The sequence below is a fragment of the Thermomicrobium sp. 4228-Ro genome (genome assembly GCF_026241205.1).
Classification (GTDB): domain Bacteria; phylum Chloroflexota; class Chloroflexia; order Thermomicrobiales; family Thermomicrobiaceae; genus Thermomicrobium.
The window spans coordinates 877336-890341 of the sequence record NZ_JAPFQM010000006.1 but is presented as its reverse complement, the minus strand read 5'-3'; the positions used below and the strand labels follow the sequence as shown (position 1 = coordinate 890341).

13 protein-coding genes are annotated in these 13006 nt (G+C 68.1%); 1 reads left to right on the top strand and 12 read right to left on the bottom strand.

The window, feature by feature from the left end; translation table 11 throughout:
* Positions 1-97: 97 nt before the first annotated feature.
* The 5 genes from OO015_RS13520 to lpdA all read right to left on the bottom strand — a co-directional run bounded on the left by OO015_RS13520 (position 98) and on the right by lpdA (position 5284).
* Positions 98-766 (bottom strand): hypothetical protein, encoded by a 669-nt coding sequence (locus OO015_RS13520; RefSeq protein ID WP_265942033.1) that lies wholly within the window; start codon positions 764-766, stop codon positions 98-100.
* 192 nt (positions 767-958) lie between these two features.
* Positions 959-2056, bottom strand: coding sequence for a type I phosphomannose isomerase catalytic subunit (locus tag OO015_RS13515; protein WP_265942030.1), 1098 nt, complete (start codon positions 2054-2056; stop codon positions 959-961).
* The gene (locus OO015_RS13510; RefSeq protein ID WP_265942028.1) at positions 2053-2514 is read right to left on the bottom strand and encodes a DUF6789 family protein; all 462 of its coding nucleotides are present in this window, start codon (positions 2512-2514) and stop codon (positions 2053-2055) included. Before OO015_RS13510 ends, OO015_RS13515 begins: the two co-directional genes overlap by 4 nt.
* On the bottom strand, positions 2514-3788 hold the full coding sequence (locus OO015_RS13505) for a cation:proton antiporter (protein ID WP_265942026.1): 1275 nt from the start codon (positions 3786-3788) through the stop codon (positions 2514-2516). Before OO015_RS13505 ends, OO015_RS13510 begins: the two co-directional genes overlap by 1 nt.
* A gap of 86 nt (positions 3789-3874) precedes the next feature.
* Entirely contained in the window at positions 3875-5284 is a 1410-nt protein-coding gene (gene lpdA, locus OO015_RS13500; protein ID WP_265942025.1) for a dihydrolipoyl dehydrogenase, read from the bottom strand.
* A 252-nt stretch (positions 5285-5536) separates the two neighbouring features.
* Between lpdA and OO015_RS13495 the strand changes: the two genes are divergently transcribed.
* Positions 5537-5839, top strand: a complete 303-nt coding sequence (locus OO015_RS13495; protein WP_265942023.1) for an SWIM zinc finger family protein — start codon at positions 5537-5539, stop codon at positions 5837-5839.
* Between the two features lie 50 nt (positions 5840-5889).
* Here the strand turns inward: OO015_RS13495 and OO015_RS13490 are convergent, their stop codons facing one another.
* The 7 genes from OO015_RS13490 to OO015_RS13460 form a co-directional block, all read right to left on the bottom strand.
* On the bottom strand, positions 5890-6948 hold the full coding sequence (locus OO015_RS13490; protein WP_265942021.1) for a hypothetical protein: 1059 nt from the start codon (positions 6946-6948) through the stop codon (positions 5890-5892).
* Positions 6949-7044: 96 nt separating this feature from the next.
* Positions 7045-7785, bottom strand: a complete 741-nt coding sequence (locus OO015_RS13485) for an RNA polymerase sigma factor (protein ID WP_265942019.1) — start codon at positions 7783-7785, stop codon at positions 7045-7047.
* 22 nt (positions 7786-7807) lie between these two features.
* Positions 7808-8401 (bottom strand): hypothetical protein, encoded by a 594-nt coding sequence (locus tag OO015_RS13480; protein WP_265942017.1) that lies wholly within the window; start codon positions 8399-8401, stop codon positions 7808-7810.
* A 68-nt stretch (positions 8402-8469) separates the two neighbouring features.
* Entirely contained in the window at positions 8470-9033 is a 564-nt protein-coding gene (locus OO015_RS13475) for a hypothetical protein (RefSeq protein ID WP_265942016.1), read from the bottom strand.
* On the bottom strand, positions 9023-10828 hold the full coding sequence (locus OO015_RS13470) for a MauE/DoxX family redox-associated membrane protein (protein WP_265942014.1): 1806 nt from the start codon (positions 10826-10828) through the stop codon (positions 9023-9025). Before OO015_RS13470 ends, OO015_RS13475 begins: the two co-directional genes overlap by 11 nt.
* A 24-nt stretch (positions 10829-10852) precedes the next feature.
* The gene (locus OO015_RS13465) at positions 10853-11287 is read right to left on the bottom strand and encodes a methylamine dehydrogenase light chain (RefSeq protein WP_265942012.1); all 435 of its coding nucleotides are present in this window, start codon (positions 11285-11287) and stop codon (positions 10853-10855) included.
* A gap of 239 nt (positions 11288-11526) precedes the next feature.
* Positions 11527-12993: a hypothetical protein gene (locus tag OO015_RS13460; protein WP_265942011.1), complete on the bottom strand. Its 1467-nt coding sequence runs from the start codon at positions 12991-12993 to the stop codon at positions 11527-11529.
* Between the last annotated feature and the right edge of the window lie 13 nt (positions 12994-13006).

Genomic DNA, 13006 nt, shown 5'->3' with positions numbered 1-13006 from the left:
CGGTCGACGACGCGGCACGGCGAGGAGCACACGACCGTACCAGCTGGTGCTCCTCGCTTTCCGTGCCGCGTCCGGTGTCGACGTCGTCCACTGCTCGTCAGATGACGATATTTCCGCCGCGTTGCGGTGGGCGCAGGACGACGATCTGGCCGGGCTCACGGTACTGGATCTGCGGGTTGATGCGGTTGCCGGCGCGGTAGGCGTCGAGGAGTCCGGTTACCGAGACGAGTTCACCGGCGAGCGCAGTACGGAGGGCCGCCTCGTCCCACTTCCGAGCGGCGAGCTCCCGGAGTGCCTCCTGCCAGATGACGACGTAGAAGTCGCCGTCGAAGTAGTTCCCGAAATTGACGAACAGGCAGGGCCGTCCATCGAACGTGAACCGAGACCGGACGGAGCGCACGACCCCGCGCACTTCCACGATTTGACCGACGGACTCGAGCAGACGGTCGCGGTCGGTCGCATCGAGAAGGGGTCTGGTCGGGCTCACGGTGACTGGATGGGTGCGCGCCACGACGGTCGTCAGGCGGACTCCGAGGAAGCGCTCGAAGGAGGGAACGTTCTCGTACGAGACGTGAAGGACGATGTGACGAAAGTTGCGCCAGAGACGCTGGCGCTCGATCGGCTGAGCGGCATAGAGTCGATCGAGCTCACGCAGCAGCGGCGATTTCGCTGGTTCGACGAGATCGCTCTGGCTGAAGAGCAGGGTGTCGGCGGACTGGCGGCGTTCGAAGAGGCGCGGTTGGAGAGCGAGCGCGTCGAGGCTCATGAAGAGTACGGCAGCTGCGTAGCGATCGAGCGTCTGGGTGCACCGCGTGCTGTCGTGCGCTGGGCGCGCTCGATCGCTGGCCGGCGCGGGCTGCCGGTACCGCTCAGCGATGCAGAAGGGTCGTCGCTGGGTGTACAGGGTCGCAGCCGTCCGCCTGGTGCAGGCAGCGGAGATTCCGGGTCGAGTCCTCCGTCAGTGCGCGGTGCCCGCTCCGCGCGCGAGCGCCTGGGCGAGGTCGCTGGTGTCACCACAGAGGCGCGCGATCGCCTCGTCCGGGTAACCGGCTGCCTGCAAGGGGACGACGACATCGCGCCAGAGGTCCGGTACGGTGGCAGCGAGGAGCGTGCCGCGCCCACCCAGATGGATCTCGCTCAGCGGTGCTGGGAGTAGCACCGTTCGTCCGACGGTGAGCTCGAGCGCCTCGTCCGCCGTCGCGATCGTGACGCTGCCCGCGATGCAGCTGAGCAGGTGCGGGGACTCGTCAGGGCGGCGCACGAGGTGCCGTTCTCCGTCGACTTCCCACCGCTCGAGCAGGAAGTAGCGACAGGCCGTCAGGATCGACCGCCACTCGTCGAGCGCCAGCGGCTGCGTCCGGCGCGCCTGTCGCTCGGACCGGAGCACAGCGAGCCCATCCTCGATATGGAGCGGCCGACCGCGCCCGGCAGCATCGAGACGATCCCAGTCATAGAAACGGTAGGTGATGTCGGACTGCTCCTGGATCTCGTAGAGCAGGATGCCACTGCCGATCGCGTGCAGTGTGCCGGCCGGAACGATCACCGTGTCGCCAGCGCGCACGGGAAGTCGTACCAGGTAATCGGCCAGACGACGCTCGGCCAGGAGCGAGCGGATCGTGCTGGGGTCGAGCGGTTCGGTCAGTCCGACGACGAGTTCGGCGCCGGGTTCCGCAGCGAGGATGTACCAGGCTTCGGTCTTGCCGCGCTGCCCGAGCGGACGGGCCTGTTCGTCGTCGGGGTGTACCTGGACGGAAAGGACGTCGTCGGCATCGATGAACTTGATCAGGAGCGGGAAGTCCCCGAACGGCTGACTGGCTGCCCACCCGCGTTCGCCGAGGAAGTCGGCACCGAACTGTGCGACCAGCTCACCGAGCGTGAGCCCAGCCAGCGGGCCGCTCGCGACACGCGCTTCGTTCGCGGTCTCCCACGATTCGCCGATGCGCGCGCCATGCGGCAGCGATTTGCCGAGGTAGCGGGCCAGGCGCTGGTCACCCCAGGGGCGCTCGACCAGGACCGGCTCGAGGAGCAGGGGCCGGGCGAGGAGCGCCGCGTTCATGGTGCCGGCTCGCTCTCCGTCCGCTGCCAGCGGTCGACGAGGAGGCCGAGCGTGATGCCATAGGCGAGGTGTCGCCAGACCTCCTGCAGGAACGGTACCGGCTGGTTGAACCGCTCGAGCCGGCCGGCGCGGACGTCGGGATGGATGCGGTCGAGCACGACGATCAGGGGCCAGAGGACGAGGTTCTCGCCGAGCGCGAACACCGTGCCGGCCAACCAGCCTGGCCGCGGCAAGCGATGACGCAGGCGGCCATAGAGGACGCCGAGGGCGGCGCCGTTCACCAGGTGCATGATCGTGCCCAGCAGCGGCCAGTACCGGTGCCCAACGGGAAGGAGACCCGCCAGAAGACGCAGGTCGTTCGTACGTCGCCGGAGCAGCGCCAGGTCGACTGCCATCGCGACGAGGAAAGCCAGAGCGCCGACGATTCCAGCGAGAGCGTGTCGCAACGATCCACTCATCATCTCTCCTCTGATCTCGTGACTGGAACGGACGACGCGAGCGCCGCGCGCCGGGCGGCGACCAGCGGGCGGAGAAGCCAGACGAGCAATGGCGGAGTGAGGAGCGTGGTGAGCATCGACATGACCACGGCCACCGAGAAGAGCGGACGTTCGACCACGCCGAGCGAGAGACCGATGGAGGCGACGATCAGGCCGACCTCGCCGCGCGGAACCATACCGAAACCTACAATGGCCATGGAGCGAAACGGAAAACCGAGCGTTCCGAGCGCCGCACCGAGTGCCTTGGTCAGGACTGCCACGGCAGTGACTGCCAGCGCGAGCCAGAGCGTCTCGGACCGGAGGAAGAGCTGCGGATCGACCCGGGCACCCGTGACGACGAAGAAGAAGGGAACCAGGAAGGTGTAGAGCGGGAGCGCCTGCTCGTGGAGGTCGTACCGGTCGCGCACTTCAGCGAGCGCCATCCCGGCGAGGAAGGCGCCGACGATCGGTGCCAAGCCGATGGCGGCGGCCAGGGAGGCCAGTGCCAGCATCAGGGCGAGCGCGACGACGAGCGGCGCGTATTCGATCTGGAGACGCTCGACCAGGGGCGGGAACAGACGCCGGACCGCGAACGCTCCCAGGCCACCGACGACTGCAGTGAAACCGAGCGCGAGGACAGAAATCCAGAGGACCCGTGTGAGCTGGAGCTCGCCGGATACTGCAATGCCTGAAACGACGGTCAGGACGAGGAGACCGATGATGTCGTCGAAGACGGCAGCGCCGAGGATGATCCGCGCTTCGCGGGAATCGAGCGCACCGACGTCGCGGAGCACCCGCGCGGTGATACCGACGCTGGTCGCCACGAGGACCGTTCCCATGAAGATGGACTCGATCGAGGGGTAGCCGAGTGCGAGCATGAGCAGCGTGCCCCCGACGAACGGGCCGACGACACCGAGAATGGCGACGAGCAGCGAGCGGAGGCCGACGCGCAGGAGGTCGCTGAGTCGCGTCTCCAGGCCCACGAAGAAAAGCAGGACGATCACACCGAGTTCAGCGACCGTCTCGAGGGCGAGCGTCAGCCCTTCGCGAGCAGCGTCGCTGTCCTCATGGAACAGTGCCAGCAGTTCGTGCCCGGGCAAGCCGATCAAGCCGAGGGCGAAGGGACCGATCACGATGCCGACGAGGATTTCACCGATGACAGCTGGTTGACGCAGGCGGAGGAATAGCTCACCTCCCAGCTTCGCGGCAACGAAGATGATGAGGAGCTGCGTCAAGACTTCGACGATCGCTGTCATCGGCCGGCCCTCTCACTCGGTCGCACACTCGTCTCAGACTGCATTCCGTATACACTGTCACCGGCTCTCCAGACCGCATTCGGGCCTCAGATATGGATCGCCAGGTTGTCGACCGCGAGGGCAGCCTCGCCGATCACCTCCGAGACGGTCGGGTGCGGATGGACCGAAAGACCGATCTCCCACGGTGTCGCTTCGAGCAGCTTGGCCAGGGCCGCTTCGGCGATCAGTTCGGTCGCATGGTTGCCGATGATGTGGACGCCGATGATGTCGTTCGTGTCCGCGTCGGCAATGACTTTCACGAAGCCGTCCGTCTCCCCCTCGATGAGCGACTTCCCGTTGGCCCGGAAGGGGAACTTGCCGACTTTGATCGTACGGCCCTGCTCCTTTGCCTCGCGTTCGGTGAGGCCGAGGCTGGCGATTTCCGGATGACAGTAGGTCACGACCGGGACGCGGTTGTAGTCCAGCGGCAGCGGCTTTTCCCCGGCGATGTGCTCGACTGCGATGATCCCCTGGTGCATGGCGGTGTGCGCCAGCTGCTGGATCCCGAGGACGTCGCCGATGGCGTACACACCCTCGACGTTGGTGCGGAAGAACTCGTCGGTGACGATGAAGCCGTCTTTGGTACGGACACCGAGTTCCTCGAGACCGATATCCTCGATATTGCCCTCGCGGCCGAGCGCGACGAAGAGGGCATCGGCCTCGATGACCTCCTCCTGGGCGCCGCTCTTGCGCACGCGCATCCGGACGCCACCCTCGGTGATGTCGAAATCGTCGGCCGTCGGCCGGTAGTCCGGGATGATGCGGATCCCCTTGCGCTGGAAAGAGCGGATCAGCTGTTGCTGGACCTCTTCGTCCTCGTTGGGCACGATGCGGCCGACCAGGGTGACCTCGGCGCCGAAGGCGCGATAGACGGTCGCGTGTTCGACACCGGTCGCGCCACCACCGCGGATGATGACCCGCTTGGGGTACCAGTCGAGCTGGGCCGTCGTGTGATCGCTGTTGAGTACGCGCACGCCGTCGAAGGGGATACCGGGAATAGCCCGAGGCCGCGAGCCCGTATCGATCACGATCGCTCGTCCGCGCAGCTCCTGCTGCTGACCGTCCGCACCGTTGACGACAACCGTGCGGTTGGCCGTCAACCGGCCGACGCCCTGGATGAGCGTAATGCCGTGCTTGCGGAAGAGGAAGTGGATCCCCTTGTGCAACTGCTCGACGACTTGCTGGCTGCGTTTGAAAGCGGTCGCATAGTCGCCCTGGACCTCGCCGACGATGACACCGAACTCCTTGGCCCGGCGCGCTCGTTCGAGGAGTTCCGCGCTCTTGAGGAGCGCCTTGCTGGGAATGCAGCCGCGGTGCAGGCAGGTTCCGCCGACCTTGTCCTTCTCGACGACAGCGACCTTCAGGCCGAGTTGCGCGGCGCGGATCGCCGCGACGTAGCCACCGGTCCCACCGCCGAGGAATACGACGTCGAACTCTTGACGCTGTTCGACGGTCATCCCGTCCTCCTTCGGTTCGCGACGGATGAAGACCCTCCTCCGGCAAACCGGAGGCTGCCTGTGGGCAGTATAGCAGGCTTCGCTGGCTGTTCTGCTCATGTGCGACTGATACCGGCACCGTCGCTTTTCTGGCCACCGGGATCGGGTCGATCGAGCCAAACACTGGTCGATCCAAATGGTCGCCTGCGATCCAGAACATCTGTGCTATACTGGATGGCGGTGCGTTGTAGACAGAACATGTGGTGAGGCGCGATGCAGGAGACTCAAGGCAAGCCAGTGGCGAGCTGGCGCGAGATCGACCGGGCGATCTGGCGGCGGATGGCTGAGCGGGCACGGCGAGAAGGCGTACGTGCCTTCCGACTGAACGGCGACCCGCGTCACTGGGCCGTGACGAGTGCCAGCCAGTCCGGTGTCGCTTACGAGGTGACGATTCTGGACGACGAGTTGCTGTGTTCGTGTCCCGGAAGCGCCTACTACCGGTACTGCAAGCACCGCGCGCTCGTCCTCTCTGAACTCGGTCTGCTCGATCCGGAGTTCGGAGTCGAGGCTGCTTGAGCGCGGGCCAGCTATCTGGCTGAGACTTCTCCTTCTCCGCCGAGGCGGCGCTAGGCAGCAGCGAGTTCGCCGGTCAAGGCGGGCTGTAGCCAGCGGAACGCTGTCTGCGGCGCGACTCCCGAGCCGTACAAGAGCAGCAGGTACATGATGCCGAAGATCGGCAGGTGGCCGAGCAGCTCCACCGGCGGCAACAGTGGCACGGTGAGGTTGAACGGAATCCACATCGCGAGGATCACGACGCGGGTGAGGACACCGGTGATGAGCAGGATCCCGATCGTTGCCTCGACGATCCCCGCCAGGTCGCCGAAGAAGCGATCGGAGACCCAGGTCCAGCCGAAGAGACTGTGAAGGACGTTGAAGTGCGGGTACTGCTGGAGGAACGCGCTGCTCAGTTCGGGATTGAGGAGCTTTTCGGAGAAGGCGACGATGACCAGCGCGAGACCGGTGAGTACCCGGAGCGCTGTGACGGCGTGCCGCTCGTACCGGGTGAGCCCGATGAGAACCTGCGCCACGCGAAGCGGCGGAACCGTCTGGCCGAGCACGAGCAGGACGAGCGCGATGCCGAGATAGTGCAGCTGCTCGAGCACAGCGACCGGCGGGAAGACCGCGAAGGCCGCCAGGTAGACGAGCAGCAGGAGGGCTGCGCCAGCCCGGTCGAAAAGTGCAGTAATGAAGGTGAAGGCGACGATGACGGTCGCGACCAGGAGAGCCCATCCGAGGAGCGAGTTCGGGAGTTCGAGCGACGATACGAAAAGTTCGCGCTGATACGCGAACCAGACGAGACTGATACCGGCGTGGAGGGCGAGGACGCGGGTCGCGCAGGGTTCCATGCTGGCGAGGAGCGGCGGATTCGGCCAGTGTGGGGTGCCGAGGGCCCGCTGGAGAAGCCGGAGTCCCGCCCAGAGGAACGCGCTGAGGCCGATGACCGCCAGCGTCGGCCAGCGCCAGAAGAGTTCCCACTGCGGCGAGCGGAGCTGGAGACTTTCCGGCACGAACCAGCGGACATGCGCCGATGCGCTCGCTGGACTGAGGACGAGGAAGATGGCGGCGAGCACGAGCCCCAGCCAGCCCCAGCGTATCCGAGTGGGCGCGAAGCGCTTGCGTCGCATCCTTGTCTCCGTCCGATTTGTGTTTCGAGTCTAGCAGAGGTGTCTGTGGCGCTGCACCGGCGCGCCGGTGTTCCGAACGTCCCCCACCTCGGTGGTTCACCGCTGTACCTCGTTACCGGAGTCGCCCGTGCGCTCCAGTCGGGCGAGGATCTGTTTGAGCCGCTCGAGCGCACGGTGCGCGCGGCGCTGGGCGGCGGTGGGGGAGATACCGAGGAGGTCGGCGATCTCGTCGAACCCGAGCTCGGCCTCCCAGCGGAGGTACAGGATCTCCCGGTCGCGGTCGCGGAGCTTCGCCAGCGCTTGCTCGACGAGCAGGCGGTCGGCCGACCAATCCTCCGCGCCTCGGGGGCAGGCCTCGCGGAGTACACGGCCGAACGCCCGATGCTCCAGCTGTTGGGCGCGCAACCAGTCGAACCAGGAGCGCTGGGCGATCCGGTTGAGCCAGGTGGCCAGCGCTGCGCGGTCGCGCAACTGGGCGCGAGCTGCCCAGGCGCGCGCGAAAGTTTCCTGGATCAGGTCGTCATGGAGGGAAGGCGGCACACCGAGGCGGCGCAAGTAAGCTCGCAGGTGCTCCACATGCTCGCCGTAGAGATCAGCGAAGAGGGTGTCGTCGGGAGCGCTTCGGGACGGGGATGGCTCTGGCTGAGCGGGCTCGGCGGGATCAGGAGGATCCCGCGGTGGCCGTCTCCGGCGGCCGGCGTGGAGCAGCGGTGGCGGCATCCGGTGGAGGAAGAGGTGCGGTGGTGCCGGCCGGTCGTCGAGGAGCAGGTAGCCGAGCGACGGGAGGACGAGGAGCAGGACGAGACTGAGCCGGGCTGGAGTGAGGCTGGACCGCATCGCTCGGTTTCCTTCTCTCCGGTCAGGAGGCCGTACCCGCAGTGTACAGCAGGAGGCCTGCACAGACGAAGGCCAGAGCCACCGGTCCCGCTCGTGCCAGCCGCTGCAGGTTCAGGACACCGAGCGCACCCACCGGGCAAGGAGGCCGCCACAGCGCATACGCCGCTCCGGCAGTGACGAGACCGCGCGCGAGGCCGAACGCGAGGAAGAGGGCTGCACCCTGTACGAGGTCGCGTGACAGGAGCGTCGCCAGACCCAGACTGGCGAGCTGGAGCGTCGGCCAGCGGGTGGTGAAAGCGGTGCCGAGCTCGAATCCCCAGGCTGCGCTCGCGAAGAGGGGACCGCGGTGGAACCGTGCGGGCGGGACCTGGCGCCAGACCGGGCTCCGCCAGCCGGTCACCATCTCGGCCATCGCGAGGGCGGTGACCACTGCGGCGAGTAGGACTGCCGGGCGCTGCGTGGCGACCACAGCTGGCAGGAGCAGCGTGCCGAGCAGTGCGAGCACCCCGCCGGTCAGCGCACCGCCGGCGCTGCTGGCCAGCACGTGGAGGAAGGCGGTCGCCACGGCGTGCCGGCGTGGTCGCTCTGCCATGGTCGGGCCGAGCACGTCGACCATCGAGTACCCTCAAGGCGACCAGAGTGCGGAACACCCGCTGGCCAAGGCGAGCGGGACCAGCCAGAGAGTCATGACTTTCCCTCCGTGTCGACCGTGGGCTGCAGGAGCATGCTGACGATCTCCGGGACTTCCTCGACGCTCCGGAGGACCCCACGTCCCCGCAGGTGACCACGCTCGTCGACGAACGCGAGGCTCGGGAAGCTCGAGAGACCGAGTGCAGCCAGCGCTGCCTCGCCGACGAGCCGGGGCAGGTGTGCGGCTTCTGCCGGAACTGCGCGCTCCGGTACGGCGAGGACCAGCAGGACATTTCGCGCAGCGAGCGACGCTGCGAGCGCTGCCGACTGTGCCCAGAAGCCTGCGCACGGTGGGCAGCGCTGACTGAGAGCGAGGACGACCGCTGGCGCCGCCGGGGGCACGCCGAGGATCAGCTGATCGGACGCGGGGCCAGCGAGGGCGAGCGGCGGGACCGGCTGGCCGAGACTCTCGAGCACTCGCTCTTGGCCCGCGTTGCCGCTGACCTGTTGCTGGAGAAGCTGGAGACGCCGGGCGAGCTGGGACACGATAGTGGCCAGCGCGAGCACGGCGAGCCACGCGAGCGAGGAGCTGACGACGAGGATCCACTCAGGCAGCATGGCGCGTCGTGACTCCTCCAGCCGACCGGCGCAGACTGGCCACGGTCGCGGCCACGCGGGACACGACCAGGACCGAGAGCACGAGAAGGCTGGCAACGGTCACGTCGGCAAGGGACGGTGCCGCTGCCACTGGCCAGGCGATTGCGACGAGCGCGAGCAGAGTCACGTTGCGCAGGAGCGTCCCGCGACCGAGCTTCGCCGGCATCAGGTTGCCGAAGCAGCTACAGTCCGCGCCTGGCGCGCGCCGGGCTCCGACGAGGCCGAACGCGGTGAAGGCGAGGAGAGCGGTCGCGGCGAGCGCGAGCCCAGCGCGCTGGGTGCCCGGTACCAGCAACAGGGCTCCGGTGAGGAGTTCCAGCGCGACGGTCCCGAGCGCGGCCGGGCGTGCCCAACGGCGGAGTCGCGGGAGGACGGTAGCGAGCAGGCGCGCAGCATCGGCGAGGGCGAAGAGCTTGCCGAGCGTGGCGACGAGGAAGGTGCCAGCGAGCAGGGCGGTCGCGACCCCAGCTGCCGACTGGGGAAGGTGCCGGAGCAGGCCGGTCGCGCCGGCCGGCGCAGCTGTGCCGGGGGAGAAAGCCGGCCAGTGATAGTAGGTGATGTACGGAAACTCCAGGTAGAGGTCGCAGGCCAGCGGTGCCGAGAGCGTCCCGCTGTCGAGCGGGACACGCCAGAGGCATCCGTCGCTGATCGCACCGACGTACACGGTACGCTCACCGGGCTCGGCGCCCACCAGGAGCCAGTCGGACGAGAAGCCTCTCTCGGGCAAGCGGTGCGTCGCGCTCAGGTGCCAGGGAGCCGGGTCGACGACGAGGAGCTCGGACGCTTCCACGGAAAAGGCGACCAGACGGTCAGCGGCGAGCGTCGCAGCCTGCGCGGCGAGGTCCCGGGCGAGCGGCGGATCCGTCCGGCGAATCTCCAGCGTGTGCGCATCGAGGACGAAGCGGGCCAGGTCAGCCGTGACCAACCAGAGCTCCTCGCCGACGAGCAGGGGAGTCGCGAGAGAGGGGGACGCGCTCGGTGCGAGACGACCCCGCTGCGGCAAGTAGGCCGTGACGAGCCGCGGGATCGTCTGCTGGGCGATCACCGCACCCGTCCGCTGGTCGAGGACGAAGACGTCGCCCAGGGAGTTCGTCCACTGCGGGAGGACGGAGCGGTTGACGACCAGCAACCGATCGCGACCGGGGAAGAGCCAGGCGTAGCTGCTGGCGCCCAGGCTGGTAGCCCAAGAGGCCCACGCCTGCCGTTCCAGGTCGTACAGGGTGACGACGAGTTGCGGGATGTCACCGCTGCCGCCGTAGTAGGCGAGTCCCAGGAGCGTGCCGTCCGGAGAAAACGCAGCGAAGGCGAGGCCGAGATTTTCGACGAGGTCGGGCTGGCGGCTCGCCAGGCCGGCGAGCGGTGGGGCGGACGCTCCGCGCGGCAGGGAGGCCTCGAGCGACCAGGCGGGGAGCGATCGGATCTCGAGGACGTCGGTCGACCCGTCAGGACTGTCGTGCGCGACAGCGGCGCGGCGACCGTCCGGCGAGAGGAAGATTTCGAGGTACCCCTGGTCGGGGTTAGGTGCCCGGTGCAGTTCCTGACCGGTGCGCGGGTCGAGGACGACGATCTCCTTCGCGTCGGGTCGCGCGAGCGAGACGATCAGGGGCCGATCCGGAGGAGCAGCGGTGGCGTCACGGGTAGCCGACCAGCGTAGCGTGGCGGCCAGCGCTCCGAGGCCGAGGACCAGGATGACGGCGAGCGATCCCAGGAAGACGGTCCGTGCGCGCATCCAGTTCCCAGCGCCCGGTCTTTCCATCGGTGCACCTCCAGCTTCCCGATCTCAACACGTCGCCACCAGAACGGCACGCGTGCACACGACGTTCCCCGAGTCACACCAGTTCGGTTGCGCTCCTCCGTTCGTACAGCGGCAGCGGCTGGGACAGCTGGGGACGCTCCCGGTCGTGCAGCAGTCGATGGATCGGACGACGGACGCGCGGTTACGAGCCGGATCGTCACAGCACAGGTACCAGGCCCGGGTACTCGAGACCGTCCCGCTCGGGCAGGCCTGGTCGCTCCCGCCCCGGCAAGAGCAGAGGCAGCCGGACATCCCGCGGCGGAACCAGTCGCTGCAGCTCTGGGCACGGGCCAGCTCCGGCTCGCGGAGGAGAGCGACCGTTGCAGCGGCGAGGGCCAGCGCGCGGCGGATCCACGTCCGCCGTGTCGTCGTGTCACTCGCCAGATTCGGTGATGCACGGGTGTCCATCGTGTCGTCCACAGCAGGTCTTTCCTTCCACTCTGTCTATTCCTTTAGACGCACGAGAGATCGTCCAGCAGACAGGTGGAAGGTGCGCGCGTCACCTGCCGAGCACTGACGAGCGACCGGCGAGTTCGGCGGCTGCCCGGGGGTCTGTCCAGTGTGATGACGGCCCGCCACGGGAGGGCCAGAGCACCCGCTCGAGCCGTCGAGCCCGCACGCGCTCGACGCTGCGTCCGAACGGTTCGGGGTGCCGGCATTCAGGTTCCCGGCGAGCCGCTCGCCGGGCTGGTCTCCTGAGCAGGCGGTGCGTTACCCGGAAACCGGGCCCACGCGGGGATCCGGCTGCGGACACTGGTGACGCTCCGGCGCAGCGTGCTGGAGGCTACGAGCAGTGCCAGCACGGCCAGGAGCGACACGGCGCCGAGAGCGAGCGCCGCCACGCCGACGGTACCGGTTGGCTGGCGGGCTGGCGCGGGGAGCGTGGCCGTCGCTTCGCTCGTGCCCGAGGCGAATGCTGGCCATCCGTAGTACGTCACCCACTCGGGGCGCAGGTCGAGCCCGCAGGCCGACGGCGTCGAGAGTTCGAGAGTGTCGAGGTTCCAGCGGCGCAGGCACCCCTCTCCGGTATCGCCGAGGTAGATCCAGTGACCGTCCGGATCGGCGCCGACCAGTACCCAGGAGAATGTCCAGTACGCTTCCGGATCAGGCCGCGGCAGCTGGTACGTCGAGCGTACTGTCCACGCGTCGAGGTCGACGACGAGCAGCTCGTCCAGCATCGACTGCACGACGAGCCGGTCGCGGAGGAGCACCGCGCTGCGGGCGGTGAGCTCGCGGGTCAGCGGCGGATCGACGCGCTGGATACGGAGCGAGTCAGTTGCCAGGACGATGCGCGCGACATCGGTGGTGAGCAGGACGAGCTCGTCACCGTGCATCATCGCTCCAACGATGCTTGCGGTCGTCGAGGGTACGGTCTGGCCCCGGGGCGGCAGTATCCCGGGAGCAAGATGCTGGATCGGCTGGGTACCCAGAACGGCTCCCGAGGTACGGTCGAGCGCGTAGACCGTGGCGACCTGACCGGTCCGGAGTGGGAGGACGGACCGGGCGACGACGATCAAGCGGTCTTGGCGCGGGAAGAGCCAGGCGTAGTCGGCGGGACCGAGCAACCGTGCCCAGCCCGCCCACCGGCCGGAGGAGAGGTCGAAGCCGGTCACCACGAGGTGCGGGACGCCCCAGCCAGCGACTTCCCCGGTCGCGAAGAAGGCGAGCGCGACCTCCCGCGCATCGGGCGAGAACGAGGCGAATGCCAACTGCGGGTCACGGACGGGCCCGGGTGTCGTCCCCTCCGAGGGCTGCAGCGGTGGAATCGCTTCGAGCGTGACGCGTGTCCGGAGCGTCCAATCGGGCAGTGTGCGGATCTCCAGGTACTCCCGTGGCGTCGGGCCTTCCTCGATGACCTTCACCGCTGCCAAATCGCCCGTTGGAGCCAGAAAGACTTGCATGACCGCCTGACCACGGTTCGGCACCCGGTTGAAGACAGTCCCGCTGCGTGGGTCGAGGATGGCGACCTCCTCGGCATCCGGCCCGCTCAGCGCGACGACGACCGGTTTCGGATCCGTGGCAGCGGCTGGCGAGCCAGGGCTGGCGAGAGCCAGCATCACGACGAGGGCGATCCACAGGCGCGCGAGGAGGTGCGAAGCAGAGCGAGTGACGGATCCGTCCAGCATGACTCGGTCCTCC

What these genes read in the sequence shown, in the direction of transcription:
- OO015_RS13520 (WP_265942033.1), bottom strand. Translation starts at nt 766, where the DNA reads ATGAGCCTCGACGCGCTCGCTCTCCAACCGCGCCTCTTCGAACGCCGC.
- OO015_RS13515 (WP_265942030.1), bottom strand. Translation starts at nt 2,056, where the DNA reads ATGAACGCGGCGCTCCTCGCCCGGCCCCTGCTCCTCGAGCCGGTCCTG.
- OO015_RS13510 (WP_265942028.1), bottom strand. Translation starts at nt 2,514, where the DNA reads ATGAGTGGATCGTTGCGACACGCTCTCGCTGGAATCGTCGGCGCTCTG.
- OO015_RS13505 (WP_265942026.1), bottom strand. Translation starts at nt 3,788, where the DNA reads ATGACAGCGATCGTCGAAGTCTTGACGCAGCTCCTCATCATCTTCGTT.
- lpdA (WP_265942025.1), bottom strand. Translation starts at nt 5,284, where the DNA reads ATGACCGTCGAACAGCGTCAAGAGTTCGACGTCGTATTCCTCGGCGGT.
- OO015_RS13495 (WP_265942023.1), top strand. Translation starts at nt 5,537, where the DNA reads ATGCAGGAGACTCAAGGCAAGCCAGTGGCGAGCTGGCGCGAGATCGAC.
- OO015_RS13490 (WP_265942021.1), bottom strand. Translation starts at nt 6,948, where the DNA reads ATGCGACGCAAGCGCTTCGCGCCCACTCGGATACGCTGGGGCTGGCTG.
- OO015_RS13485 (WP_265942019.1), bottom strand. Translation starts at nt 7,785, where the DNA reads ATGCGGTCCAGCCTCACTCCAGCCCGGCTCAGTCTCGTCCTGCTCCTC.
- OO015_RS13480 (WP_265942017.1), bottom strand. Translation starts at nt 8,401, where the DNA reads ATGGTCGACGTGCTCGGCCCGACCATGGCAGAGCGACCACGCCGGCAC.
- OO015_RS13475 (WP_265942016.1), bottom strand. Translation starts at nt 9,033, where the DNA reads ATGCTGCCTGAGTGGATCCTCGTCGTCAGCTCCTCGCTCGCGTGGCTC.
- OO015_RS13470 (WP_265942014.1), bottom strand. Translation starts at nt 10,828, where the DNA reads ATGGAAAGACCGGGCGCTGGGAACTGGATGCGCGCACGGACCGTCTTC.
- OO015_RS13460 (WP_265942011.1), bottom strand. Translation starts at nt 12,993, where the DNA reads ATGCTGGACGGATCCGTCACTCGCTCTGCTTCGCACCTCCTCGCGCGC.